Here is a 25,738-nt window from a genome sequence, read left to right as displayed (position 1 = left end):
AAACATTTTAATTTATGAAAACGATTTCTTCTGTTGTTGAGAATTACATTAAATCCAAACCGTTCCTGCTTAACGGATTAACACTTGGAATAGTGAATCTGACATCATTGGCCAGAATCATTCAGCACGATTTGGAGCATGAAATGGAAAAGGAAGTGAAACAGGGTGCAATTGTCATGGCTTTAAAACGTTTATCCGAGGAGCTGGATTTCCGAATTAACCATAAGATTGAGAAAACTCTGAAGGGAATGGGTGAGATTACCGTGCGTTCCTCATTAATTAATTATAACTTCCCTATTAACCCAAGGGTTTTAAACAGACAAGCCGATTTTTTAACGGAAATCAGTTCCCTTAAGGATATTTTTTACACCTCTTCCCGCGGTGTTAATGAAACCAATCTTATTGTGAGCGAATCCATCAGCGATATTCTTGAGAAGCATTTTGATGATGAGAAATGGTTGATGAAAACGGATAAATTAGCATCGATTACGGTTAAGTTACCTAAAGATAATATTGGTACTCCGGGGTTGTTTTATTTTGTTTTTCAGCGTTTAGCATGGGACGGAATCAATATTACGGAAGTTATTTCTACCAATTTTGAGATTACCATAGTAGTGAGTGAAGAGCATATTGACAGTGCATTTAAGGTGATTAAAGACCTGAAAAAGGTGTAATAATATATTAATTAGGATTTTTGTTTTTTTTGGCTATTTTTGGCAAACCAAAACTAACTTACTAAAAATGAGAAAACTAATTACAATTTTTTCTTTGTTTTGCTGTTTTATTACATTTTCGCAAAACAAGGTAGCCCAAAAATTACGGGAACTGAATTCGTCAAAAACCGAATTCGTTCCCGTTTTTCCTTTAACCGCTATTGAACGGAACCCAAACGTTCAGATTGAGAAAACGGTATCGGATGCCCAATTGGCATCAATAAAAATGCCGGTGGTTAGCGATGTAGTTCAAAAATCCTATCAAACCATCGAATTAGGGGTGTCCTACCACGGCGAGATCCTGCTTTTGCAACTTTACCGGGTTGATCTGTTCTCCGAAGGTTTTCACGTAGATACGGATAAGCAGAAAAACATAAACTACACTAAAGGGGTTTATTATAGAGGGATTGTTAAAGATGATCCTACTTCCTTAGCTTCATTTAATTTCTTTAACGGTGAATTTAATGGTGTAGTTTCCAGTTCCCGACTGAGCAATCTGGTTGTGGCAAAGATTGATGAACCCGGAAACGAAAGTGAGTACATCATTTACGAAGATCAGAAAATGAAAGTGGCAAATACCAACGATTGTCATACTTCAGATGAACTGGCATCAGACACGGAAAATATATCAAACGAATTGAAATCGCCTTCAAGTGCCAAATGTGTTGCCATGTATTTCGAAATGGATAATAATTTATTTGTTTCAAACGGCAGCAGTACCACTACCACTACTAACTGGATGACTTCTGTTTTTAATAATATGCAGACGCTGTACAGTAATGACGGAATTACCGTTGCGCTAAAATCGGTTTACATATGGACTTCTCAGGATCCATATGAGGGAACAGGGACAAGTTCAAGGGACTATCTGTATAAGTTTAAGGATGTTCGGCCTGTTTTTGATGGAGATGTAGGCCAGTTGGTGGGTATAGATCCCGGAGGTCTTGGCGGAGTATCCATGGGAATAGGGAGTCTGTGCACAGCAAACAATTATGTGTATTCGGATGTTAGTATGAGCTATTCGACTGTTCCAACATATTCCTGGACAATTCAGGTGGTTACGCATGAATTCGGACATAATCTGGGTTCACGCCACACTCACGCTTGTGTCTGGAACGGCAACAATACTGCCATAGACAATTGTGCGCCGTATGCAATTGGTGCGTCTGCTGAAGGATATTCGTGCATGACAACTCCTCCAATCATTCCGAGCAGTTCGGTTAAGGGAACAATCATGAGTTATTGCCATCTTGTAGGCGGGGTCGGAATCAGTTTTGCCAATGGATTTGGTTCACAACCCAGTGCCGCTATTTTAAATTTTATCAATTCAAGGGGCTGTTTAAGCTCAGACTGTATTGCCGTTTGTGTTAATGGAGTCGGTTCCATAGATGCGCAATATAATGTCGGAGCTTCTAGTGCAGTTATAACCTGGGCTGACATCACCACTGAAGATACTTGGCAAGTGGCGGTAATGCCTTTCTCAGGTAATTCGCCGATTTGGAATACGGTGACCTCGCCCAATTTTACGGCAACTGGATTGTCGCCCAATACCTATTATAAATTCAGGGTTAAACCAAGTTGTGGTAGTTTGACGGCTTCAACCAGAGAGTATGTTTTTCTGACATCTGCCAATTATTGCAACGGAATTACCTTGACAGATACGGGAGGATTGACGGGGAATTACACCGATAACCAAAATTTTGTCAGAACGATAATACCTAATCTGGCCAACAATAAGATACAATTGAATTTCACAGCATTCTCTTTGGAGCAGGATTATGACTATTTATATGTTTATAACGGATCCGGTACCACATCACCTTTATTTGCTCCTAACGGTTACACGGGAACGGCTTTGCCTGGTCCTATAGAGTCTACAGCATCCGACGGAGCTTTAACAATTCGCTTTGTATCCGATGGTGGTGTGACAGACAGAGGTTGGGCTGCCACAACATCATGTATTGCAACATTGGGAATTGCTGAAGACAGTTATATTGATTATACCTACTATCCAAATCCTACGAACGGATTAGTGACCATCAATTCCAAGGACATCATTTCTGATGTGTCGGTTTATAACGTTGAGGGAAGATTGCTGTTCTCCGGAGCGATTAATAACCTTACTGCCCAGGTAGATATTTCAGGTTTTGCTGCAGGTACTTATTTCTTTAAAATGAAAATTGATAATCAGTTGATTAACTTTAAAATAGTGAAGTTGTAAAACATTCTTTGCATGAAATATGGCCCGTTATCTTAAAAAAGTAGCGGGTTTTATTTTTAATTCAATATATTTGTTTAACTAATAAATGGAGTTTATGTACGAAATTATTCAGAAAGCACATTCCGGAATAGCTTATTTGGCTTTAGGAATATTAGTATTTGCAGTAATCAACGCCTTTTTGGCAATCTCATCAAAAAGAGGATTTGAGGATAAAGACCGAAAAATTTCTTTGTTTGCCCTGATTTTCTGTCATGTTCAATTGCTTTTGGGACTAGTGGTTTACTTTGTTTCCCCATTAGGGATGGCAGCACTTGGCGAGATGAGCAATGCAGCCTTACGTTTAACGTCTTTGGAGCATCCGTTAATTAACGTAATTGCCATCGCTTTAATAACCATTGGTTGGTCAAAGCATAAAAAGGAAGAAAGCAGTAATGGTAAATTTAAGAAGATAGGGTATTTGTATCTTGCCGGATTGCTTTTAATACTCAGCAGAATTCCGTGGAACCTTTGGTTCTAAATCCATAAAAGCCCGTTTAGGGCTTTTTCTTTCTATGGCATATTTCTTGTTAGTCCTGTAGTTTAAAAATTAGAACATGAAAAAAATTATTGCCCCAACTTTACTGCTTTTCATCTTTGTATTCTTTGCCAGTAGTTTTACCAGCGAACGGATGGCGCTGCACGCTAAAGCCAAAAAGACGGTGCAGGATACGTTAAAAACAGATTCTATACCGGTCCGTTTAAAGTATAAGCCTTACAAAAAAGCAGTACACGCTTCGTATTACCACGACAGGTTTAACGGTCGAAAAACAGCAAGCGGGAAACGCTTTGATAATTCCAAATTAACCGCAGCTCATAAAAAATTACCTTTCGGAACAGCCATTAGGGTTACAAATCCCGTGAATAATAAGTCTGTAGTCGTTACGGTTATTGATAGGGGACCATTCACCAGAGGACGTGAAATCGACCTGTCCAAAAAAGCCTTCATGGAAATTGCGCATGCCAAAGGACGCGGATTCATCAACGTCAATCTGGAGATCGTAAAAGAATAAATCTACCAGTTTTTAAACGGATGATTGCTCAGATACGCATTGTAATAACGTTCGTCACCTGTAACTTCTTTTCCCAGCCAGTTTGGTTTTTCGAAGGATTCTGTCTCAGAAGAAAGTTCGATTTCAGCAATGATCAGGCCTTCGTTGGCACCAGAAAACACATCCACTTCATAGACGTGCTTCCCCACGGTTATTTCATAACGGATTTTATCGATAGTCCCTTCTTCGCAAAGCGGTAGTAATTGTTCAGCTTCCGTAATAGGAATTTCTTTTTCCCATTCGAAACGTGTGGTGCCCGATTCGTTTCCTTTTCCCTTAATCGTTAAAAAACCTTTGTCACCTTTAATTCTGACCCTAACCGTACGTTCCGGGTGTGAGTTTAAATACCCCTGAACAATTCGGTTTTGGGTAAACGCCAAGGTCTTAAAATCGTCTGAAGTGACCAGAAATTTCCGTTCTGTTTCCTGCATCTGTAAAGAAATTAATAGAATTTGGGAGCAAGTTAAGAAAATTATAGCGGTGCGTATTGTATTTTTACAAGACAGTAACGCCAAAATAACTGAGATGAGATTACGCAGATATACAAAGCCGGAAATCACCATTGAGAGTTTATTCCGTAAACATTTTTCGGATGGGAAGTACACATCGAAGGAATCCCTGCATTTTTTGGTAGACATTGTTCGTTATTTCCGCCCCGAAAAGCTTAACGAAAGTACGGTTTCCATAGAAAAACTACTCCTTTTTTTAGTTGAAAATCCCCAGGAGAAAGCCGTATTCATCGATCATCTGAAGGATTTGCTGAGCAACAGAAAAGTCAGTCGTATGCTTTCGGATACCGGAATTCTTCGCGATTCTGATTTTATATATGAGGTAAAAAAACGCCTTTTCGATAAGATTCTCCCGTACCAGCCAGAAAAAGACACGTTGGAATATGTTTTAAATCAGGTTTTTTACCTGGACTCAGACGCGATCTGGATTGGTAAAATTGCAGATGAGGAACTTTTGCGTCTGATTGAGATTCTCAATTTTGCAGATATTTATTCTTCTGTAAAAGAACTTTCGATTTTATCCGAACTAATCAATGCTATGGGACTGATTACTCAACGGATGAGTGGTCGTGCCATGGAAACCGATGTGATAAAAATGGTTCCTGAGTATGATTCGCTGGAAAGTCCGTTTGTGGCGCTGGAAAAGGAATTTCTGCGGATAGAAGATACAATCAGAAATCAAAACCGATATTTCATGACTTCGGAAGATTTGCGCTACAAACAGTTTCTGATCCTGCACAAACAATGCGAAGACTATGTAGACAAAGCGTTCAGTAACAGTTCCAAATACGGGATTTCGTTAAAGGTAAATCAAAGTTTGTTACGCATCCGACAACAATTGAACCGACTGAAAATCCTTATTTCTTTGCTGGTGGTTGACAAGGAGGAAGATAAATACAACAACAGTATCCGACTGGCACAGAAAGTAATCAGATACAATTGCTATAAAAAAAACGTTGGGCAGCTCATAAACGAAAGTACGCAGTTACTTTCTTATGAAATAACACAACATTCCGCTAAAACAGGAGAACATTACATCACGGAATCTTCAAAAGAATATTTCAATATGTTTTACACGGCCATGGGGGGCGGGGCAGTGGTCGGAATTCTGTGTATCATCAAGGTATTGCTCGGGAAAATCGAGACAAGTTATTTCGGTCACGCTTTTTTATACAGTCTGAATTACGCAGTCGGTTTCGTTTCCATTTTTCTTCTAGGATTTACTTTAGCTACGAAGCAACCAGCCATGACCGCCGCTACGTTAGCCAAAGCACTGGAAAGCGGTATGAAAAAGCAAAACAAAAAGGGAGAGAAGCACAGTTCGTTTGCGCATCTTTTCGTCCGATTGTTCCGTTCACAGTTTATTGCTTTTGTGGGAAATGTGATTGTCGCTTTTCCGGTTGCGCTTGTGGGAATCTGGCTGATTGATTATGCTTTTGACAACAATATTGCCGAAGCGAAATGGAATACATTGTTAACCGATATCAGCCTAGTCGATTCACCTGCAATATTTCATGCGGCCATTGCTGGCGTTTTTCTGTTTCTCTCTGGAATTATCTCGGGAAGCATTTCCAACCGAAACAAGCACCACCAACTTATTTACCGGATTCAGGAGCATCCGTTGCTGAAAAAAAGTTTCGGAGTAAAAAAAACAAAGCGAATCGCACAGTGGTTTGAGAACAATTGGGCAGGTGTGGTTTCCAATGCCTGGTTTGGTGTTTTTATGGGGAGTACAGCTTCCGTCGGACTGTTTTTGGGACTGGATTTGGATATCCGCCACATTACTTTTGCAAGTGGAAATCTGGCACTCGGGCTATATGGCGGACATTTCAATGTAGATCACCAGATGCTTTTCTGGGGAATTTTCGGAATTGCCGTTATCGGATTTGTGAATTTCATGGTGAGTTTTTCGCTTTCCTTGGGATTGGCTTTCCGTTCGAGAAACATTCCGCTTTCCGAACTGCATTTTCTGAACAAAGCCATTTGGAAATATTTCAAGAAACGACCAATGGCATTCTTCGTTCCGGTAAAAAATAAAAAATCAGCCTGATTGCGACAATTTGAAAATCATATCCGAAGGAATGATGGTTTTTGGATAATCATTTTTTGAAAGATACCACATCGTTTTGGCTATGTTTTCCGGAGCGATACTTCTGTATTTTTTTAGTTTTCCGATCAATATCGGATTAATGATTTTCATCAGATAAATGCCCATCATCTCACCGACCCGCGCTTCGTTTCGGTCACTCGCAATCAGTGAAGGTTCCAGGATATACGTTCTGGGAATTCCAAGGCCAATGACACTTCGTTCCATCTCACCTTTAATGCGGTTATAGAAAACAGGACTTTTAACATTCGCACCCAAAGCGGAAATCACGATAAACGTCGGGATGTTATTTTGTTTCGCCAACTGTGCCGCGGTAACCGGAATGCCGAAATCAATAGCTTTGTATTCGGTTTGGTCCGGAGTTTTGGCTTTGGTGGTTCCGATACAGCAAAACACCACATCGCCGGTAAAATAGGCCGCATGGTTTTCAAGATGCAAAAGATCAACGATATGTTCCTCGATTTTCGGATGAGCAATTCCGGAATTTTTACGGGAAAATAATTTTATTCTGTCGAAATCCGAATCGGAAAGCAACAGCTCCAAAAGCAAACCGCCTGTTAATCCCGAGGCTCCCAAAAGTAATGCTGTTTTTTTCATCGGCTTGAAAATTTCTATTGAATATACATAAATTTACAACATGGAACCAACGGTACTTCAGAGAAAAATTATCCATGTCGATATGGATGCTTTTTATGCTTCGGTGGAGCAGATGGACAATCCGTTGCTCAAAGGGAAACCCGTTGCCGTGGGGGGAAGTGAAGTTCGTGGCGTGGTTTCGGCGGCGAGTTATGAAGCCCGTAAGTTTGGGGTTCGCAGTGCGATGAGCGGTTATCTGGCCCGAAAATTGTGTCCGGAACTGATTTTTGTTCGTCCCCGTTTTGACCGTTACAAGGAGATTTCGAATAAAATCCGCAAAATATTTCACGACTATACCGACTTGGTCGAACCGCTTTCACTGGACGAAGCTTATCTGGATGTGACCCAAAACAAGAAAGGAAATCCGAGCGCGACCTTAATTGCACAGGAAATCCGCAAACGTATTTTTGAAGAAGTGGGTTTAACGGCTTCGGCTGGAATTTCGGTTAATAAATTTGTGGCTAAAATTGCTTCGGATTATAACAAACCCAACGGACAAAAAACCATTAATCCGGATGAGGTCGAACCGTTCCTGGAAGCTCTGGACATCAAAAAATTTTACGGGATCGGAAAAGTTACAGCAGAAAAAATGTACCAACACGGCATTTTCACCGGAAAGGATCTGAAGGAACGCACACAAGAATATCTGGAAGAACATTTCGGAAAAAGCGGTGGCCATTATTACAGTATTGTTAGAGGGATTCACAACAGTCCCGTTAAACCCAACCGGATTACGAAATCCGTAGCGGCGGAACATACGTTTAATACGAATCTGACTTCGGAAATTTTCATGGAAGAACGACTGGAACGCATCGCAGCCGAACTTTCCAGACGGCTTCAAAAACACAAAATCTCTGGAAAAACAGTAACACTGAAAATCAAATATTCGGATTTTACATTGCAAACCCGAAGCAAAACCCTGCCGTATTTCATTTCCGACAAAAGCCTGATTCTCGAAACGACCAAAGAATTACTGTATCAGGAAAAGATGAAAGACTCGGTTCGTTTGCTCGGAATTTCATTGCATAACCTGAATACCGAAATGAAGAAATCGGTGGTAGTGCAGCTGAAGTTTGAGTTTTAGCAAAAAAAAACCGACTTCAATCTGAAATCGGTTTCTTTTATATGTTTTTGCGGATTAATCTCTGCTGGAAATTTTGGAAAGCAAACGTAAAAATTCCACGTACAACCAAACTAAAGTAATCATCAATCCCATCGCGCCAAACCATTCCATGTATTTTGGAAGACTTCTTTGGGCTCCTTTTTCAATCTGATCAAAGTCTAAGAATAGATTCAAAGCCGCAACCACAATTACGAAAGCACTGATTCCGATGCTCATCAATGAATTGCCGTGGTGTACCGGTTGGAAATCGATAAATAAGGAAAGCAACCATGAGATCAGGTAAAAACTTGCAATCGCAAGGGTAGCAGCAACCACTACGGAGCGAAAACGATCGGTTACCTTAACGATATTGTATCTGTACAGTCCGAAACAAACGATGAAAGTCACAAAAGTGGCGCCAACTGCCTGAATAACCAAGCCAGGGTACATCGATTCAAAAATAGCCGAAAGTCCGCCAATGAAAAGCCCTTCAAAAATCGCATAACCCGGAGCCAAATAACCGGAATGTTGCGGTTTGAAAGCGGCAATAAGCACTAAGATAAAACCGATAATTGCTCCGCCGATAGTCAATACCATCGGGTTGTAACCGCTAAAAGTCATCGACCAGGTTACAGCGGCTCCGGCAACAAGTAAAACCAGCATCAGTAAACTTTTATTGATGGTTCCCTGCACAGTCATCGTGTCGGTATAGTCAACAGTGATTATTTGATTATCATTTGTGTTATCAGAGGAATAACGGGTCGTGTTGGTGAACGATTTGTTCTTAAAAAACGGATTGTTTGAATTCATGTTTTTTTACTTTTAGTACTCAAATATACTTTTTTCTATTCAATTTCGGAAATGCGGAGCGTATTTACCATTCCTTTTGAGGTAACCGGCATGGCGGCCAAGTTTACCAGCATGTCTCCGGTCTTTACAAATCCTTTTTGTTTTGAAATCGCGTTAATGTCATCGATGGTGTCATCGGTACTTACAAACTTATCATATAAGAACGCATTTACGCCCCAAAGCAAGTTCAGTTGGGTAAGGATTCTTCTGTTGGATGTAAAAACCAAAATATGTGCATGCGGTCTCCATGCAGAAACCTGAAATGCGGTATAGCCGCTGTTGGTAAGCGTTGTGATTGCTTTGGCATTGATATCATTGGCCAAAAGCGCTCCGTGATAGCAAATGTTTTTGGTGATGTAGCGGTTGGTTTTTATCTGAGGTTGGTTCTGTGGCACCTGAATCAGCGGAGAATCTTCCACGGCTTCAATGATCTGTGTCATTTTTTCAATAACCTGCACGGGATAGTTTCCAACGGAGGTTTCTCCGGACAGCATTACCGCATCGGCACCGTCCATAACCGAGTTGGCCACGTCGTTTACTTCGGCACGCGTTGGCGTCAAACTGGTAATCATGGTTTCCATCATTTGTGTGGCGATGATTACGGGAATACGGGCGGTTTTGGCTCTGTAAACCAGTTTTTTCTGGATCAACGGGACTTCCTGCGCCGGAATTTCCACACCCAGGTCACCGCGCGCTACCATTAAACCGTCGCAATACGCTACAATACGGTCAATGTTTTCCACGGCTTCCGGTTTTTCAATTTTGGCAATGATCGGAATCTTATGACTGGAGTTTGCCATAATCAGATCCTGTAGATCTTTTAAATCTTCGGCCGTTCTCACGAAAGAAAGCGCAATCCAATCCACTTCACTTTTAATGGCAAAAAGGGCATCACGGATGTCTTTTTCCGTTAGCGCGGGAAGGGAAACTTTTGTATTGGGAAGGTTAACGCCTTTTTTGGATTTTAAAGGACCGCCCTGAATAACAATGGCTTCAACTTCGGTTTTTTTATCGGTCGTAAGTACTTCGAAAATCAGTTTTCCGTCGTCCAGCAAAATACGTTCGCCCGGATTCACATCTTTCGGGAATTCTTTATAGTTCATGTAAACTCTCTCGGCTGTACCCAGGATGTCTTCGGCTGTTGTAAAGGTGATAACATCCCCTTTGGTTACCACAACATCTTCTTTCATAACGCCTACGCGTAGTTTCGGACCTTGTAAATCGGCTAAAATGGAGGTGGTATATCCGAATTCATTATTCAGTTCGCGGATGATGTCGATGCGGTGCTGCACATCAGTGTAATCGGCATGGGAGAAGTTAATTCTAAAAACATTTACCCCGGCATCAATCATCTCTTTAAGGACTTCTTTGGTGCTGCATGCAGGGCCTAGGGTTGCTACAATTTTCGTCTTTTTTCTTGTTGGCATTGTATTAGAAAATTAAATTATTTTTCGATTTCAGTTTGTCTTGTTCGATTTTATATGCGGTTGTTATCTGTTTAATTGTGAGTAGGTTGTCAATTAAAGAATCCGTATCAAAAAAATCGTCAGTATTTTCAATTTTCAGGATATAGTCTACTTTTTTGAGTTCGGGAAGCAGAAAAATATTGGTTGTAATTTCCAGTTCTGTTTCCTCGAAAAGGGAAGTGGCTTTGGTTTGTCGGGTTGCGACTTTTGTTTTGTTGGGAATCAGATTCCAAAATATCTCGTGTTCTTCATCGTCAAAAACAAAGCGGGTAAAATGACTTTTCCCTTCAGGAATCTGAATGCCGATGTCATTTTCGCTTTTTTCAAAGGAAATGCCTAATTTCTGATTTATGAAATACGCCAGACGATAATCCTCCAGCGAGGAATGTATTGCTACTAGCTGATAATCAATAGAAATAAAATCGTCAATCAGGATTTTGTGAATCGCCATAGTGCTGTAAAAGATAATGTAAATATAGTACATTATCATATGAAAAAACAGCAAAACGGTGTTGTTAACGATAATTTAGTGAAGCTGCAATCAGTCGTTGGAACTCATTTTTTCCTGAAAAGCGAAGTAGGCACGTTGGGATGCTTTTTCTTCGGCTTTTTTCTTGGAGGTTGCCCGGGCTCTGGCAATGATTTTATTGTCGATCTTCAGTTTTACGCCGAAATATTTCACGCCCTCGTTTCCGTTGTCTTCAAACACATCGTAGTGGAACGATTTTTTTTCTTTCTGACACCACTCAATGACCAAACTTTTATAGCTGATGACTTTGCCTTCCAGTTTAGGGATATCCACATAAGGGATGATCACTTTTTTATGGATGAATTTTTCGCAGTATACAAACCCACGATCAAGATAAATGGCTCCGATTAAGGCTTCGAAAAGATTACCGTGAATGTTTTCACCAAAGTGTTGTGTAGAGACTTTACTTTCTACATATTTTATCAGATTCAGGTCCTTTCCCAATTCGTTCAGGTGATCCCGACTTACTATTTTCGAACGCATCTTGGTTAGATAACCTTCGTCTCCGGTTGGCACTTCATTGAATAAGTGCGCTGCAATTACGGAGCCAAGCATGGCATCACCCAGAAATTCGAGACGTTCGTAATTTACCGGATTTCCTTTGTCGTCCACCTTGTTCAACGAACGATGGGTAAAGGCTTTCCGGTAATTGTTCAGATTGAGCGGTTTGAAGCCCAATATTTTCTGAATAGCGTCAAAAAAAATCCCGTCTTCTGGAGAGCGGGAATTTGAAAATATTTTCCGGATGATACTCATAACAAGCTATTACTCCTCTAATTTTTTGAATAAAACGCATGCGTTGTGGCCGCCAAAACCAAACGTGTTGCTCATCGCAACTTTTACGTCTCTTTTTTGCGGTTTGTTCAGCGTTAAATTCAAGCTCGGATCAATGTTTTCGTCTACAACCGAGTGGTTGATTGTTGGTGGAACAATACCGTGTTTCATAGCTAAAATAGAAGCGATGGCTTCGATAGCTCCGGCAGCACCAAGCAAGTGACCTGTCATTGATTTTGTCGAATTGATATTGATGTTTTTAGCATGTTCGCCAAAAACAGCACTGATCGCTTTCAGTTCCGCAACGTCACCAAGTGGCGTGGAAGTTCCATGTGTGTTGATGTGATCAACATCCTCGGGTTTCATCCCCGCGTCTCTTAATGTATTCTTCATTACTGCAATTACCCCGATTCCTTCCGGATGCGGTGCAGTCAGATGGTAAGCGTCGGATGACATTCCTCCGCCGCCAATTTCGCAGTAGATTTTTGCTCCACGGGCTTTGGCATGTTCGTATTCTTCCAAAACCAATGCTCCGGCTCCCTCGCCCAAAACGAATCCGTCACGGGTAGCATCAAAAGGTCTTGAAGCAGTTTCCGGACTTTCGTTACGGGTTGACAAAGCGTGCATGGAGTTGAATCCGCCCATCCCGGCAATCGTTACAGCTGCTTCCGATCCGCCGGAAATGATAACGTCGCACATACCCAAACGGATGTAGTTGAACGCATCAATTAATGCATTGGCAGAAGACGCACAAGCAGAAACTGTTGTATAGTTTGGACCCATATAGCCGTTACGCATGGAAATATGCGCAGGGGCAATATCGGCAATCATTTTAGGTATGAAGAAAGGATTGAATTTTGGCGTTCCGTCACCTTTAGCATAATAAATAACTTCTTCCTGGAAGGTTTCCAAACCGCCGATTCCGGCACCCCAGATTACTCCCACTCTGTATTTATCAACATTTTCAGCAGTAATTCCGGCATCTTTTATTGCCTCGTCACTCGCTGCAACGGCATATTGCGCAAATTTATCCAGTCTACGAGCTTCCTTACGATCCATATAGTTTTCGATGTTGAAGCTTTTCACTTCACATGCGAATTTGGTTTTATGTTTTTCGGTATCGTAATATGTTATTGGGGCAGCGCCGCTTTTGCCATTAACCAATCCATCCCAGTATTCTTCGATGGAATTTCCAATGGGTGTAAGAGCGCCTAAACCTGTTACTACAACTCGTTTTAATGCCATAATATATTATTTACAATGTATTTAAACAAATAATACCCATGTTGCTTTTCTCTAATCTGTAAAGGAAACATGGGTACTAGATTGTATTTTTTTGATTGCTCCCAATCAGTGTTTTTTCAAATGGAAAAAATAATAACACCCATGCATTCCGGGGAATACATGGGATGTCTATACGTTATTATTTTTTAGCTTCTTCGATGTAAGAAATAGCTTGACCAACAGTAGCAATGTTTTCAGCTTGGTCGTCCGGAATTTGGATATCAAATTCTTTTTCGAACTCCATGATAAGCTCAACAGTGTCTAATGAATCAGCTCCCAAGTCGTTTGTGAAGCTAGCTTCTGTTACAACTTCATTTTCGTCAACACCTAATTTGTCTACGATAATCGCTTTTACTCTTGATGCAATGTCTGACATAATCTTTAATTTTAAAATTTAAATTGTTGGCAAAAATAAAAAACTTTATTTTAAAACAACCTTTTAGTTAATAAATGTGACTACGAAATTAAAAAAATAATTTTACAAAGCCCCCTAATTTTTATTTATTATCATTTATTATTCTTTTTTTTGCAGTGTGAAAACGAGGGTTTTCAGCCTAAATAAAAATTACGGGACAGATGAAAAAAATAGTGATTTTTGCTTCGGGGTCGGGGTCGAATGCCGAAAACATCATTGCGCACTTCAAAAACAGCGGTGCGGCTGAGGTGGTTGCGGTGTTAACGAACAATCCGAACGCTAAAGTGATAGAACGTGCTGAAAATCACAATGTACCTGCGGTAGTTTTTAACAAAGCGGAACTTAATGACGGAACGGTACTGAAAAAGGTTAAGGATCTGCAACCCGATCTGATTGTGCTGGCAGGATTCCTTTTAATGTTTCCGAAGGATATCATCGCCGGTTATCCTGATAAAGTCATAAACATTCATCCGGCCCTCTTACCGAAATACGGCGGAAAAGGAATGTATGGCATGCATGTGCATCAGGCGGTTTTGGACAATAAGGATAAGGAAACCGGTATCACAATTCATTATGTTAATGAAAAATACGATGAAGGTGCAATAATTTTTCAGACATCAGTCAACATAGAAGATTGTAGCACGCCTGAAGAAATAGTGACGAAAGTACACGAACTGGAGCATAAGCATTTTCCGGAAGTAATCGAAAAACTCATAACTCATAATTTATAACGCATACTATTGAAATCCTACGAAGTCCATATTTACACCGACGGTGCCTCTAAAGGAAATCCAGGTCCTGCCGGTTATGGTGTGATTATGGAAATGGTGGGGACTCCTTATAAAAAAGAGTTTTACGAGGGTTTTCGGCTGTCTACCAATAACAGGATGGAGCTGCTCGCGGTTATTGTCGGACTGGAAAAACTAAAAAAGCAAGGAACTTCGGTTCTGGTTACTTCCGATTCCAAGTACGTGATCGATTCCGTGGTGAAGGGTTGGGTTTTCGGCTGGGAAAAGAAAAATTTCGCAGGAAAGAAAAATCCCGATTTATGGATGCGTTTTTTGAAGATTTACCGCAAACATCAGGTTGATTTCCGCTGGATAAAAGGGCACAGCGCGCATCCTCAAAACGAGCGTTGCGACGCCTTGGCGGTTATGGCCTCACAGCAGGCGAAACTGTCTGTTGATTTTTTTTATGAAAAAGAAGAAGGTCACTTGTTTTGATTTTCATAACTTTAGGGAATGGAAAAATCCCGAATACTTTTTTTTCTCAGCCTTTTTTTTCTGTTGAACGGCTTTAATGTCCATTCACAGAAAAAGACTGAACTCGCCCTGGATAAAGAGGGTATTAAAGTGTATCTGACTAAATTTGACACTACTGCCTTCAGGGAATATCGTGCGGTTATGACGGTTAATGCTAATATTGATACCGTTGTGAAGCAACTCATTGATGTGAAAAATCTCCAGCAATGGAACTATAAAACCCGTTACAGCGAACTGATAAAAAAGATTTCCGATACCAGTTGGATTTTTTACATGAGGCACCGTTTGGGATGGCCGGTTCAGGATCGGGACCATATTTCCCGGGTTACCCTGATAAAGAAAAAGAACGAGCAGACCATTTTGATTCAGCCTGAAAACAGGTTGCTTAAGGAAAGATCAGGATGCGTTAGGTTGACCAACTTTAAAGGGTTCTGGTATCTGAAGCGGATAAATGCCAAGCAGACGCTGGTAATGCAGCAGATTTACGGCGACCCCTCGGGTGATGTCCCTGCCTTTATGGTGAATATGGTTGTTACCAAAGGTCCGTTTGATTCGTTTAAAGCGCTTCGGAAACGCGTTGAAAATCTTAACAAAAAATAGGCTTTTAGAAATAAAAACTATGTCGTACCTTTGCCTCTTCAAAAGTAGGATCATTTTATGAATAAATTATTGATTGTGGGGACAGTAGCCTTTGATGCGATTGAAACTCCTTTCGGGAAAACCGACAAAATTTTAGGTGGTGCAGGAACGTATATTGGACTTTCAGCTTCTCATTTTAACTTGAAATCAGCCATTGTCTCTGTTGTAGGAGACGATTTCCCACAAGAATATTTAGATTTATTAAAAGCCAAAAACATCGACTTGTCAGGTCTTGAAGTGGTTCAGGGCGGAAAAACATTTTTCTGGAGCGGTCGTTACCATAACGATTTGAATTCCAGAGACACTTTGGATACACAATTGAACGTATTGGCCGATTTTCAGCCAAAAGTTCCGGCCGATTTTAAAAACGCCGAAGTGGTAATGCTAGGAAACTTACACCCGTTGGTACAAAGCAGTGTTTTGGATCAAATGGAAGTGAAACCTAAATTAGTGGTTTTGGATACGATGAATTTCTGGATGGATTGTGCGCTTCCGGAATTGTTGGACGTAATGAAACGCGTAGACGTGATTACAATTAACGATGAAGAGGCCCGTCAGTTATCCGGAGAATATTCCTTGGTGAAGGCAGCAGCTAAAATCCATACAATGGGTCCGAAATATGTCGTGATCAAAAAAGGAGAACACGGTGCTTTACTTTTCAATAACAGTCAGGTGTTTTTTGCACCAGCATTGCCTTTGGAAGAAGTGTTTGATCCGACAGGAGCCGGAGATACTTTCGCGGGTGGTTTCGCAGGATTCATCACGCAAAGCGAGAACATTTCGTTTGACAACATGAAAAACGCCATCATTTACGGTTCGAATTTAGCTTCCTTCTGTGTGGAGAAATTCGGAACAGAAAGAATGGAAAAATTGCAGAAAGAGGAGGTTTCGGCTCGTTTACAGCAGTTTAAGGCCTTGACACAATTTGATATCGCGCTGGAAAACTAGCACTATATACATGAGCCTCGGAAACGGGGCTCTTTCAATTAATACAACAACACAACAACACAACAACAATGAGTGACGCTTTAAAACACGAATGCGGTATTGCCCTTTTAAGATTGAAAAAGCCATTGGAATTCTACAAAGAAAAATATGGCACGGCTTTCTATGGTGTACAGAAGATGTACCTTTTAATGGAAAAGCAACACAATCGCGGTCAGGACGGAGCTGGTCTTGCCAGCATAAAATTGGATATGGAACCGGGAGAACGTTACATCAGTCGTGTGCGTTCCAATCAGGCACAGCCCATTCAGGATATTTTTGCGCAGGTTAATCAGCGCATTAATGACGAAATGGAACAAAATCCTGAATATCAGAATAATGTTGCACTTCAGAAAGCAAACATTCCTTACATCGGCGAATTGTTTTTAGGACATGTACGTTACGGAACTTTCGGTAAAAACAGTATTGAAAGTGTGCACCCTTTTCTTCGTCAGAACAATTGGATGCACAGAAACCTGATTGTAGCCGGAAACTTTAACATGACCAATGTTAAGGAGCTTTTCCAGGATCTGGTACGTCTGGGTCAGCATCCGAAAGAAATGGCGGATACCGTTACCGTAATGGAAAAGATCGGACATTTCTTAGATGATGAAGTTACCGATTTGTATCAGGAATGTAAAAACGAAGGTTTAAGCAAAAGAGAAGCTTCTCCGGTTATTGCCGAGAAACTGGATATCGGAAGAATTTTAAGAAGAGCTTCCAAAAACTGGGATGGTGGTTATGCCATGGCTGGATTGTTAGGTCACGGTGATGCTTTTGTAACGCGTGATCCGGCAGGGATTCGTCCGGCGTTTTACTATGAAGATGAGGAAATCGTGGTGGTAGCTTCGGAACGTCCTGTAATTCAGACCGTTTTCAATGTGCCATTCGATTCTATCAAAGAAATCACTCCGGGACATGCCATCATCGTTAAAAAAGACGGTCGTGTAATCGACGAGCAAATCCGTGAAGCCTTACCGTTGAAAGCGTGTTCGTTCGAGCGTATTTATTTCTCTCGTGGTAGTGATGCCGAAATTTATCAGGAACGTAAAAATTTAGGGAAACTGATCATGCCGGCGGTTCTGGAAGCGGTTGAAAATGATACTGATAATTCCGTGTTCTCCTATATCCCGAATACGGCGGAAACTTCGTTCTACGGAATGGTGGAAGCGGCCAATGACTTCTTGAATCAAAGAAAAATAGCCGATATTTTAGCTCATAAAGATTCGCTTTCCGCAGAAACATTGCAGGAGATTTTATCCGTAAAACTGCGTTCGGAGAAAATTGCAATCAAAGACGTGAAACTGCGTACGTTCATCACAGAAGACAGCAGTCGTGATGATATGGTGGCACACGTATATGATGTGACTTACGGTGTAATCAAACCGACAGATAATCTGGTAATTATAGATGATAGTATCGTTCGTGGTACGACGTTGCAGAAAAGTATTATCAAAATGATGGACCGTCTGAATCCTAAGAGACTTGTTATTGTTTCTTCCGCTCCGCAAATCCGTTATCCGGACTGCTACGGAATCGATATGGCGAAACTCGAAGGCTTGGTGGCGTTCCGTGCGGCAATGGAATTGCTGAAAGAGCGTAATTTATTACACATTGTGGAAGAAGTATATCAGAAATCCAAAGCACAGGAAAATTTCCACGACAGTGAGGTGGTGAATTACGTGAAAGAAATTTACGCACCGTTTACCGATCAGGAAATCTCCGATAAAATTGCTCAGATGTTAACAGAAAGTTCGGTTAAGACAGAAGTTAAAATTATTTTCCAGACGGTTGAGAATTTACATAAGGCCTGTCCTAAAAATTTAGGTGATTGGTATTTTACCGGTGACTATCCGACTGATGGAGGTAATCGTGTAGTGAACCGCGCCTTTATGAATTTCTACGAAGGGAAAGATGCCCGTGCATATTAAAAAAAGATTAAAAACGACTTTCAACGATTTTATTTGCAGTTTATCTGTTTTTTTTGATGAATGAAAGCCGTCGTGATACATTCGTACTACCATAGCATTAGTAGGTTAAGTTTATGGTAGATTTGGGGCAAAAAGGGTGGAAGCAATTCCACCTTTTTTATTTTAGTTACTTTCGGTTTGAAGAAAGCGCTCCATCCTTTTTTTGATTAAAGGAGATTAAAGCCTAAAGATGCATTTTATCGAAAAAAATAGTAGTATGTCTGATTTATTTGAAGTTGAGTAACAACCGCCATACATTCGTACTACCATAGCATTAGTAGGTTAAGTTTATGGTAGATTTGGGGCAAAAAGGGTGGAAGCAATTCCACCTTTTTTATTGGGGTAAAGTGAAGAAAAAGGGAAAATAGAACCAAGAAAATAGAGCAAAGAAAAAGACGGATAAACCCTTAAAGTTCATCCGTCTTTTTATATTCTGTACGCTGATTTTTCTCTTATTTCGCTGCTGCGTAACGTTTTGAAACTTCAGCCCAGTTAATTACGTTGAAGAACGCCTCGATATAATCCGGTCTTCTGTTTTGGTAGTTTAGGTAGTACGCGTGTTCCCAAACGTCCATTCCCAAAATCGGTTGGCCACCACAAGGTACGCCCGGCATAATCGGGTTGTCCTGATTTGGCGTAGAGCATACTTCTAATTTTCCGTCTTTAACACACAACCAAGCCCATCCGGAACCGAAACGGGTCGCACCTGCTTTAGCGAACTGTGCCTTAAACTCTTCAAAAGAACCGAAAGCAGCGTTGATAGCCTCAGCCAATTCTCCTGTTGGAAGACCGCCTGCATTTGGTGCCATGATTTCCCAGAACATAGTGTGATTGTAGTGCCCGCCACCGTTGTTGCGCACCGCCATGTTGTTCATGTCAAGATTTTTCAGGATATCTTCAATCGATTTTCCTTCCAAATCTGTCCCTGCAATGGCAGCGTTCAGGTTTGTGATATAAGCGTTATGATGTTTTGAATGGTGGATTTCCATCGTACGTGCATCAATATGAGGCTCTAAAGCATCATAAGCGTATGGTAATTGTGGTAATTCGAATGCCATGATATTTTTATATTTAAGATTAATAATTAAATGCATTCAAAATTATAAATTTATCTTCGTAAAAGAAAATAGTTATCGGCTATTCTTACAGTATCAAAACCAATTGAAGCCTAAATAATTTGAACAAAGCAGCTTTCACCATTTACGACGCCTCGGCGGGTTCCGGAAAAACCTATACGCTGGTAAAAGAATATTTGAAAATTCTGATGCTGGCCAATACGAACGACGCTTATAAAAAAATTCTCGCCATAACTTTTACCAATAAGGCGGTGGAGGAAATGAAATCGCGTATTGTGAATTCACTGCACGAATTTTCAAAAGACGACCCGAGTCCAAAAGCATTGGAATTCATGAAAGACGTCGCTTCGGAAACCAAACTTTCAGTAGCCACCATCAAAGACAAATCGAAAGCGATTATCAAAAACATCATTCACAATTATGCGGCTTTTGATATTTCCACGATTGATAAATTTACGCATAAAGTAATCCGCGCTTTTGCGCACGATCTGGATCTTCCGGTGACTTTTGAAGTCTCGCTGGAGACCGATTTGCTTTTACAGGAAGCCGTAGATGCCATCATTGCCAAAGCCGGTGAAGATGAAGTACTGACAAAGATATTGGTTGATTTTTCGGTGGATAAAACCGATAATGATAAGAGTTGGGACGTGACGCATGAATTGTTCGACGTGAGCAAATTGTTGGTCAACGAAAACAACCGAAATGAAATTTCCCACTTCCACGAAAAAACCATTGATGAGTTTTTAGTGATTCGGGAAAAATTATCGGAAACAATAAAAAAACTGGAGAATGAATGTGTGGCTTTCGCCGATGAAGCACTGCGGTTGATAGAAAGCAATAATATTGATGTGAGTTCGTTTTCCCGCGGAACGTTTCCTAATCATTTGGGGTACATTCAAAAGGGCGAGTTGAAAAGTTCGCATAAAAAGTTCTTCGAAGCCGAAGACATTCAGGTGAATAAAGCGGCCAAGGACAAAGCAATCATCGAAAGTATCGCGCCCGGACTGATTGCGATTCTGGCCAAAGTCTATAAAAATTACGAAAAGAAGAATTTCTATTCCGCCTTTCAGAAAAATATCACGCCGTTGTCGTTGCTGAATTCGATTGCGCAGGAGTTGGAAGCAATTCAGAAAGAGAAAAATATTCTGTCGATTTCCGAATTCAACGCCATTATTTACAACGAAATCCAGAATCAGCCTGCTCCCTTTATCTATGAACGATTGGGTGAGCGCTATAAACATTTTTTTATCGACGAATTTCAGGACACCTCCGAAATGCAGTGGCACAATCTGGTTCCGCTGATTGACAATGCGCTTTCTTCGGAAGATTTGTCGGGAACACAGGGTTCGCTGATGATTGTGGGTGATCCGAAACAGTCGATTTACCGTTGGCGTGGCGGAAAAGCGGAACAGTTCATCAGTCTGAGTAAAGATGAAAAGCCGTTTTCCAATCCGAGTAAGGAATTGGTGCGATTGGGTAAAAATTACCGAAGTTATTCGGAGGTCATCGAATTCAATAATGCGTTTTTTGCGATGCTGGCCGATGAGTTTTCCAATGCCGATTATCAGGATTTGTACCGAAACAAAAGCGGTCAGGAAGTCAACGATAAACAAGGTGGTTACGTAAATATTTCCTTCATTCCGAAAGTGGAAAAAAACGATGATGCTTCGGATGAGGAAACCGATGACAAGGAGCAATTGTATCTGAAAGCAACTTTGGCAACCATTGCAAAAGTGAAAGCGAAAGGGTTTCAGTACCGCGATATCGTTTTGCTTACGCGAAAGCGAACATCGGGGGTTGCGTTGGCAAATTATTTAACCGAAAACGATATTCCGATTTTATCTTCGGAAACCTTGCTGATTGATAATGCGACAGAGGTAAAACTGATTCTAAATGTGCTGCGTTATCTCAAAAATAACAACGATAAGGAAGCCAAAGCCGCTTTCCTGTATTTCATCGCCAAAAACAAACAGTCTGAGTTGCCGATTCATGATTTTATCGAAATCGGCATGACGAAATTTTCGGAAGAAGAGCTGCAAAAGTGGCTGACCGGATTCGACATTTCCATTTCGTTTACCAATTGCCGTAAAAAGTCGTTGTATGAAGCGGTGGAAATAATTGTGTCGACCTTCATCAAAGAGAAAAGTACGGTCTCCTATGTGCAATATTTTATGGATTTGGTGCTGGAACGTGATGTGCGCACGCAGGCCGGAATTTCGGATTTTCTGGAGTATTGGGAAAATAACGGAACCAAGTTCAGTATTCCGTCCCCGGAAGGTAATGATGCCGTGCGGATTATGACGATTCATAAATCGAAAGGGCTGGAATTTCCTGTGGTGATTTTTCCTTTTGCTGAAGAAGATTACGCCCGTTCACCGCGAAATAAAATGTGGCTGGAACTGGAAGATGAAACATTGAATATCCCGAAAGCGTTAGTCGATACCAAAAAAGAAGTCGCCGAATACGGAGAAAATGCCGCGCAGGTTTATGAAGAACGAAGTCAGGAGGAACTTTTGGATAATATCAATGTGCTGTATGTGGCGTTAACAAGAGCCGAAGAACAGTTGTATGTTATCTCCAATAAAAATCTGACCAGTAAAGGTGAATTGACGAACAATATGTCGTCGTACTTTATCAACTACCTTGATTTTAAAGGTGTGTATCATGTCGATCAAGCTGAATTTGAGTTTGGTGACAGCAACCGGCTTTCGGCATCCAAAGGTGAAAAGGAAAAACAGCCTACCATAGAAATCGTAAAGGAAGTTTTTAATCCGAAAAAAATCAAAATCGCACAACGCGAAGCGCTGATGTGGGGAACCGATCAGATAAAAGCTATTGAATTCGGTAATATTATGCACGAGATTTTGTCGTTTGTGAAAACTAAAGACGATGTGGAAGCGGCGCTGATGAAATCGGTCGAAAGCGGACTGATTACCGAATCGCAGAAAGAAGAAGTCCGGAAAACGGTACTTCAGATTGTAGGTCATCCTGAATTGCAGGTTTTCTTTGAATCTGATAAAAAAGTGTACAACGAGCAGAATATTATTAAGAAAGGAACCGCAACCATTAAGCCGGATCGTGTTTCTGTAAATGGAGATAAAGCCTATCTGCTGGATTATAAAACCGGAGCGCACCAAGCAAAATACGAAATGCAATTGGCGGAATATGAAAAAGCACTGCAGGAGATGGGTTTTTATGTCGAGAAAAAAACGCTGGTATATATAGGAGAAAAATTAGAAGTAGTACATTTGCAGCCTTGAGAAGAAGATGGGAAATGGAGAATAGAGAATAGAGCCAAGAGGCAAGAAGTGGGAGTGTTGATGTTTCAGATATCAAATTCAAATAACCAAACAATCGAATAACCGAATAAACACATAACAACATGTACGGAAAAATTAAAGAGCATTTGCAAAACGAACTGAATACCATTCAGGAAAACGGATTGTATAAAAAAGAGCGTATCATTACCTCGCCACAGGGAGCGGAAATCACCATTTCAACCGGAGAAACGGTTTTGAATTTTTGCGCCAACAACTATTTGGGATTGTCTTCGCATCCGGAAGTGATTCAGGCGGCCAAAGATGCTTTGGATACGCATGGATTCGGAATGTCGTCAGTGCGTTTCATCTGCGGAACCCAGGATATTCACAAAACATTGGAGAAAAAGATTGCTGATTTCTACGGAACCGAAGATACGATTTTGTATGCTGCGGCTTTTGATGCAAACGGTGGGGTTTTCGAACCTTTGCTAGGAGAAGAAGACTGTATCATTTCAGACAGTTTGAATCATGCTTCTATTATTGACGGAGTGCGTTTGTGTAAAGCAGGACGCTACCGTTATGAAAACAGCAACATGGAAGATTTGGAAAAACAACTGATTCAGGCAAATGCTGACGGACGTCGATTCAAACTAATAGTTACCGATGGAGTGTTCTCTATGGACGGATTGGTAGCGCCGTTGGATAAAATCTGTGACTTAGCCGATAAGTACGATGCGATGGTAATGGTGGACGAATGTCACGCTGCCGGATTCATCGGAGCAACCGGAAAAGGGACTATGGAGGCTAAAGGCGTAATGGGCCGTGTGGATATTATCACAGGAACATTAGGGAAAGCACTTGGTGGAGCCATGGGAGGATATACAACGGCTAAAAAAGAAGTGATTGAAATTTTGCGTCAGCGTTCGCGTCCGTATTTGTTTTCCAATTCGTTAGCGCCTTCCATTGTGGGAGCGTCCATCAAGGTTTTTGAGTTGTTAGAAAAGGATACGACTTTGAGAGATAAATTGGAATGGAATACCAACTATTTTAAGGATGGTATGAAGAAAGCCGGATTTGATATTATTGATGGTGATTCGGCTATTGTTCCGGTGATGTTGTACGATGCGAAATTATCGCAGATAATGGCGGATGAGTTGTTGAAAAAAGGGATTTACGTGATTGGATTTTTCTTTCCGGTAGTGCCAAAAGATAAGGCGCGAATCAGGGTGCAGTTATCGGCTGCGCACACCAAAGAACATCTTGATAAAGCAATTCTCGCATTTACTGAGGTTGGACAAATGTTAAATGTGATATAATTAGGGTTTTTTTTAGTAAGAAAATGTATTTTTTTTAACAAAACTCTTTGTAGTTAATAATTAACCTATTATTTTTGTCTTGATTATAACGTATTGTAATTAAATAAAAAAAGTATGAAACATCTAAACAAATTATTTGTTGCTGCTCTAATGTTTGCAGGTTTAAACGCCCAAGCACAGGATAGTAACAATCCATGGGCTATCACATTCGGAGCAAACGCGATGGATGGAGGTAGGGTGAGTGCTGCTTCTAAAGTAGAAGACCAGTTCTCTCAGTATTTCAATGCCAAAGATTACTGGAACATTATTCCTTCGGTGTCTTACGTAAACGTATCAAGACTGGTTGGGAATAATTTCTCTTTCGGTATTACAGGGTCAGTAAACAAAGTTGATAAATTTGTTTTAGAAAGACCTACTGTTCCTGGAGATTACCCTGTGGTAAATCCTGGAGATTTAATGTATTATGCAGTTGATGGAGTTATCAAATACAGCTTCTTGAAAGGCTGGTTTGATCCGTATGCTCACATCGGTGGAGGTTACACTTTCTTGGGTGACGCTTCAGCAGGTACAGTGAATGGTGGTTTGGGTGTTAACTTCTGGTTTACGGATCAGGTAGGTTTATCTTTCCAATCAACATACAAACAGTCTTTCGACGATACAAGAACTCCGGATGTGGACGTAGCTTCACACATGCAGCACTTCTTGGGTCTTTCTTTCAAAATCGGAGGTAAAGATACAGACGGTGACGGAATCTATGATAAAGATGACGCTTGTCCGGAAGTTGCAGGTTTGAAAGAATTCCAAGGATGTCCTGACACGGATGCTGACGGAATCACTGATAAAGACGATGCTTGTCCAGATGTTGCTGGTCCGAAAGAATTAAACGGTTGTCCTGACACAGACGGTGACGGAATCGCTGATGTAAACGATGATTGTCCTGAGGTAGCTGGTCCGGCTTCAATGAAAGGTTGTCCTGATACAGACGGTGACGGTGTTGCTGATAATGTTGATAAATGTGTTGACGTTAAAGGTCCTGCTGAAAACGCTGGTTGTCCTTGGCCAGATACTGATAAAGACGGTGTAGCTGATAAAGATGACAAGTGTCCGGATGTAATGGGTACAATAGCTAACAACGGATGTCCTGAATTAAGTGAAGCGGTAATCAAATCATTGAACGATTATGCTAAAACTATCTTGTTCGTGACTAACAAAGCTACATTCCAACAAAGATCTTACGCTGTATTGAAAAACATCGTATCTATCTTGAAAGAATACCCAGAGGCTAAATTCTCTATCGAAGGTCACACTGATAGCGACGGTAAAGACGCATACAACATGAAGTTGTCTGACGAAAGAGCTGCAGCAGTTAAAAACTACTTCATTGAGAACGGAATCAATGCTGATAGATTATCATCTAAAGGTTTTGGTGAAACTATGCCAATCGATTCTAACAAAACAAAAGCTGGTAAAGCTAACAACAGACGTGTAGAAGTGAAATTAGTGAAATAATTTATTTCTTTACAAATAATGAAAACGCC

At 40.8% G+C, this 25,738-nt stretch carries 23 protein-coding genes; 14 read left to right on the top strand and 9 right to left on the bottom strand.

Annotated features, from left to right (window positions below):
* The first annotated feature begins 14 nt into the window (after positions 1-14).
* The 4 genes from FLJC2902T_RS01665 (at position 15) to FLJC2902T_RS01650 (ending at position 3,983) form a co-directional block, all read left to right on the top strand.
* Positions 15-674: a hypothetical protein gene (locus FLJC2902T_RS01665; protein WP_023578048.1), complete on the top strand. Its 660-nt coding sequence runs from the start codon at positions 15-17 to the stop codon at positions 672-674.
* Between the two features lie 67 nt (positions 675-741).
* On the top strand, positions 742-2,934 hold the full coding sequence (locus tag FLJC2902T_RS01660; RefSeq protein WP_023578047.1) for a M12 family metallo-peptidase: 2,193 nt from the start codon (positions 742-744) through the stop codon (positions 2,932-2,934).
* Between the two features lie 94 nt (positions 2,935-3,028).
* Positions 3,029-3,451: a hypothetical protein gene (locus FLJC2902T_RS01655; RefSeq protein ID WP_035676654.1), complete on the top strand. Its 423-nt coding sequence runs from the start codon at positions 3,029-3,031 to the stop codon at positions 3,449-3,451.
* A 76-nt stretch (positions 3,452-3,527) separates the two neighbouring features.
* Entirely contained in the window at positions 3,528-3,983 is a 456-nt protein-coding gene (locus tag FLJC2902T_RS01650) for a septal ring lytic transglycosylase RlpA family protein (protein ID WP_023578045.1), read from the top strand.
* Between the two features lie 2 nt (positions 3,984-3,985).
* On the opposite strand, the gene FLJC2902T_RS01645 is transcribed toward FLJC2902T_RS01650, so the two are convergent.
* Positions 3,986-4,453 carry a CYTH domain-containing protein gene (locus FLJC2902T_RS01645; protein ID WP_023578044.1) on the bottom strand — a complete coding sequence of 156 codons (468 nt, stop codon included), beginning with the start codon at positions 4,451-4,453 and terminating at the stop codon, positions 3,986-3,988.
* Positions 4,454-4,547: 94 nt separating this feature from the next.
* On the opposite strand from FLJC2902T_RS01645, the gene FLJC2902T_RS01640 reads away from it, so the two are divergent.
* Complete coding sequence (locus FLJC2902T_RS01640) at positions 4,548-6,581, top strand: site-specific recombinase (protein ID WP_023578043.1); 2,034 nt, start codon at positions 4,548-4,550, stop codon at positions 6,579-6,581.
* Here FLJC2902T_RS01640 and FLJC2902T_RS01635 read toward each other — a convergent pair.
* Positions 6,573-7,235 carry an NAD(P)H-binding protein gene (locus FLJC2902T_RS01635; protein ID WP_023578042.1) on the bottom strand — a complete coding sequence of 221 codons (663 nt, stop codon included), beginning with the start codon at positions 7,233-7,235 and terminating at the stop codon, positions 6,573-6,575. The genes FLJC2902T_RS01640 and FLJC2902T_RS01635 overlap by 9 nt on opposite strands.
* A gap of 40 nt (positions 7,236-7,275) precedes the next feature.
* On the opposite strand from FLJC2902T_RS01635, the gene dinB reads away from it, so the two are divergent.
* Positions 7,276-8,358 (top strand): DNA polymerase IV, encoded by a 1,083-nt coding sequence (gene dinB / locus FLJC2902T_RS01630; RefSeq protein WP_023578041.1) that lies wholly within the window; start codon positions 7,276-7,278, stop codon positions 8,356-8,358.
* A 54-nt stretch (positions 8,359-8,412) separates the two neighbouring features.
* On the opposite strand, the gene FLJC2902T_RS01625 is transcribed toward dinB, so the two are convergent.
* The 6 genes from FLJC2902T_RS01625 to FLJC2902T_RS01600 form a co-directional block, all read right to left on the bottom strand.
* Positions 8,413-9,186: a Bax inhibitor-1/YccA family protein gene (locus tag FLJC2902T_RS01625; protein ID WP_023578040.1), complete on the bottom strand. Its 774-nt coding sequence runs from the start codon at positions 9,184-9,186 to the stop codon at positions 8,413-8,415.
* Positions 9,187-9,221: 35 nt separating this feature from the next.
* On the bottom strand, positions 9,222-10,652 hold the full coding sequence (gene pyk / locus FLJC2902T_RS01620) for a pyruvate kinase (protein WP_023578039.1): 1,431 nt from the start codon (positions 10,650-10,652) through the stop codon (positions 9,222-9,224).
* A gap of 4 nt (positions 10,653-10,656) precedes the next feature.
* On the bottom strand, positions 10,657-11,175 hold the full coding sequence (locus FLJC2902T_RS01615; protein ID WP_245594734.1) for an IPExxxVDY family protein: 519 nt from the start codon (positions 11,173-11,175) through the stop codon (positions 10,657-10,659).
* A gap of 57 nt (positions 11,176-11,232) precedes the next feature.
* The gene (gene rnc, locus FLJC2902T_RS01610; protein ID WP_023578037.1) at positions 11,233-11,976 is read right to left on the bottom strand and encodes a ribonuclease III; all 744 of its coding nucleotides are present in this window, start codon (positions 11,974-11,976) and stop codon (positions 11,233-11,235) included.
* Between the two features lie 9 nt (positions 11,977-11,985).
* Positions 11,986-13,239 carry a beta-ketoacyl-ACP synthase II gene (gene fabF / locus FLJC2902T_RS01605; RefSeq protein ID WP_023578036.1) on the bottom strand — a complete coding sequence of 418 codons (1,254 nt, stop codon included), beginning with the start codon at positions 13,237-13,239 and terminating at the stop codon, positions 11,986-11,988.
* Positions 13,240-13,417: 178 nt separating this feature from the next.
* Positions 13,418-13,654 (bottom strand): acyl carrier protein, encoded by a 237-nt coding sequence (locus tag FLJC2902T_RS01600; protein ID WP_007137004.1) that lies wholly within the window; start codon positions 13,652-13,654, stop codon positions 13,418-13,420.
* A gap of 200 nt (positions 13,655-13,854) precedes the next feature.
* Between FLJC2902T_RS01600 and purN the strand changes: the two genes are divergently transcribed.
* The 5 genes from purN (at position 13,855) to FLJC2902T_RS01575 (ending at position 18,509) form a co-directional block, all read left to right on the top strand.
* Positions 13,855-14,424 carry a phosphoribosylglycinamide formyltransferase gene (purN, locus tag FLJC2902T_RS01595; RefSeq protein ID WP_023578035.1) on the top strand — a complete coding sequence of 190 codons (570 nt, stop codon included), beginning with the start codon at positions 13,855-13,857 and terminating at the stop codon, positions 14,422-14,424.
* A gap of 9 nt (positions 14,425-14,433) precedes the next feature.
* The gene (locus tag FLJC2902T_RS01590; protein ID WP_023578034.1) at positions 14,434-14,916 is read left to right on the top strand and encodes a ribonuclease HI; all 483 of its coding nucleotides are present in this window, start codon (positions 14,434-14,436) and stop codon (positions 14,914-14,916) included.
* Positions 14,917-14,934: 18 nt separating this feature from the next.
* Complete coding sequence (locus tag FLJC2902T_RS01585) at positions 14,935-15,555, top strand: START domain-containing protein (RefSeq protein WP_023578033.1); 621 nt, start codon at positions 14,935-14,937, stop codon at positions 15,553-15,555.
* Between the two features lie 57 nt (positions 15,556-15,612).
* Entirely contained in the window at positions 15,613-16,542 is a 930-nt protein-coding gene (locus FLJC2902T_RS01580; protein WP_023578032.1) for a PfkB family carbohydrate kinase, read from the top strand.
* 68 nt (positions 16,543-16,610) lie between these two features.
* Positions 16,611-18,509, top strand: coding sequence for an amidophosphoribosyltransferase (locus FLJC2902T_RS01575; protein ID WP_023578031.1), 1,899 nt, complete (start codon positions 16,611-16,613; stop codon positions 18,507-18,509).
* Positions 18,510-19,000: 491 nt separating this feature from the next.
* Here the strand turns inward: FLJC2902T_RS01575 and FLJC2902T_RS01570 are convergent, their stop codons facing one another.
* Positions 19,001-19,606, bottom strand: coding sequence for a superoxide dismutase (locus FLJC2902T_RS01570; RefSeq protein WP_023578030.1), 606 nt, complete (start codon positions 19,604-19,606; stop codon positions 19,001-19,003).
* Positions 19,607-19,725: 119 nt separating this feature from the next.
* On the opposite strand from FLJC2902T_RS01570, the gene FLJC2902T_RS01565 reads away from it, so the two are divergent.
* From FLJC2902T_RS01565 to FLJC2902T_RS01555, 3 genes are all read left to right on the top strand, one after another.
* Entirely contained in the window at positions 19,726-22,884 is a 3,159-nt protein-coding gene (locus FLJC2902T_RS01565; protein ID WP_023578029.1) for a UvrD-helicase domain-containing protein, read from the top strand.
* 122 nt (positions 22,885-23,006) lie between these two features.
* Positions 23,007-24,200, top strand: a complete 1,194-nt coding sequence (kbl, locus tag FLJC2902T_RS01560; RefSeq protein WP_023578028.1) for a glycine C-acetyltransferase — start codon at positions 23,007-23,009, stop codon at positions 24,198-24,200.
* Positions 24,201-24,314: 114 nt separating this feature from the next.
* Positions 24,315-25,709: an OmpA family protein gene (locus FLJC2902T_RS01555; protein ID WP_023578027.1), complete on the top strand. Its 1,395-nt coding sequence runs from the start codon at positions 24,315-24,317 to the stop codon at positions 25,707-25,709.
* Positions 25,710-25,738 lie beyond the last annotated feature (29 nt).

This window comes from Flavobacterium limnosediminis JC2902, assembly GCF_000498535.1.
GTDB classification, from domain to species: Bacteria; Bacteroidota; Bacteroidia; order Flavobacteriales; family Flavobacteriaceae; genus Flavobacterium; species Flavobacterium limnosediminis.
The sequence above is the reverse complement of the archived record's forward strand: the minus strand, read 5'-3'. Positions and strand labels throughout refer to the sequence as shown.

What these genes read in the sequence shown, in the direction of transcription:
- FLJC2902T_RS01665 (WP_023578048.1), top strand. Translation starts at nt 15, where the DNA reads ATGAAAACGATTTCTTCTGTTGTTGAGAATTACATTAAATCCAAACCG.
- FLJC2902T_RS01660 (WP_023578047.1), top strand. Translation starts at nt 742, where the DNA reads ATGAGAAAACTAATTACAATTTTTTCTTTGTTTTGCTGTTTTATTACA.
- FLJC2902T_RS01655 (WP_035676654.1), top strand. Translation starts at nt 3,029, where the DNA reads ATGTACGAAATTATTCAGAAAGCACATTCCGGAATAGCTTATTTGGCT.
- FLJC2902T_RS01650 (WP_023578045.1), top strand. Translation starts at nt 3,528, where the DNA reads ATGAAAAAAATTATTGCCCCAACTTTACTGCTTTTCATCTTTGTATTC.
- FLJC2902T_RS01645 (WP_023578044.1), bottom strand. Translation starts at nt 4,453, where the DNA reads ATGCAGGAAACAGAACGGAAATTTCTGGTCACTTCAGACGATTTTAAG.
- FLJC2902T_RS01640 (WP_023578043.1), top strand. Translation starts at nt 4,548, where the DNA reads ATGAGATTACGCAGATATACAAAGCCGGAAATCACCATTGAGAGTTTA.
- FLJC2902T_RS01635 (WP_023578042.1), bottom strand. Translation starts at nt 7,235, where the DNA reads ATGAAAAAAACAGCATTACTTTTGGGAGCCTCGGGATTAACAGGCGGT.
- dinB (WP_023578041.1), top strand. Translation starts at nt 7,276, where the DNA reads ATGGAACCAACGGTACTTCAGAGAAAAATTATCCATGTCGATATGGAT.
- FLJC2902T_RS01625 (WP_023578040.1), bottom strand. Translation starts at nt 9,186, where the DNA reads ATGAATTCAAACAATCCGTTTTTTAAGAACAAATCGTTCACCAACACG.
- pyk (WP_023578039.1), bottom strand. Translation starts at nt 10,652, where the DNA reads ATGCCAACAAGAAAAAAGACGAAAATTGTAGCAACCCTAGGCCCTGCA.
- FLJC2902T_RS01615 (WP_245594734.1), bottom strand. Translation starts at nt 11,175, where the DNA reads ATGTACTATATTTACATTATCTTTTACAGCACTATGGCGATTCACAAA.
- rnc (WP_023578037.1), bottom strand. Translation starts at nt 11,976, where the DNA reads ATGAGTATCATCCGGAAAATATTTTCAAATTCCCGCTCTCCAGAAGAC.
- fabF (WP_023578036.1), bottom strand. Translation starts at nt 13,239, where the DNA reads ATGGCATTAAAACGAGTTGTAGTAACAGGTTTAGGCGCTCTTACACCC.
- FLJC2902T_RS01600 (WP_007137004.1), bottom strand. Translation starts at nt 13,654, where the DNA reads ATGTCAGACATTGCATCAAGAGTAAAAGCGATTATCGTAGACAAATTA.
- purN (WP_023578035.1), top strand. Translation starts at nt 13,855, where the DNA reads ATGAAAAAAATAGTGATTTTTGCTTCGGGGTCGGGGTCGAATGCCGAA.
- FLJC2902T_RS01585 (WP_023578033.1), top strand. Translation starts at nt 14,935, where the DNA reads ATGGAAAAATCCCGAATACTTTTTTTTCTCAGCCTTTTTTTTCTGTTG.
- FLJC2902T_RS01580 (WP_023578032.1), top strand. Translation starts at nt 15,613, where the DNA reads ATGAATAAATTATTGATTGTGGGGACAGTAGCCTTTGATGCGATTGAA.
- FLJC2902T_RS01575 (WP_023578031.1), top strand. Translation starts at nt 16,611, where the DNA reads ATGAGTGACGCTTTAAAACACGAATGCGGTATTGCCCTTTTAAGATTG.
- FLJC2902T_RS01570 (WP_023578030.1), bottom strand. Translation starts at nt 19,606, where the DNA reads ATGGCATTCGAATTACCACAATTACCATACGCTTATGATGCTTTAGAG.
- kbl (WP_023578028.1), top strand. Translation starts at nt 23,007, where the DNA reads ATGTACGGAAAAATTAAAGAGCATTTGCAAAACGAACTGAATACCATT.
- FLJC2902T_RS01555 (WP_023578027.1), top strand. Translation starts at nt 24,315, where the DNA reads ATGAAACATCTAAACAAATTATTTGTTGCTGCTCTAATGTTTGCAGGT.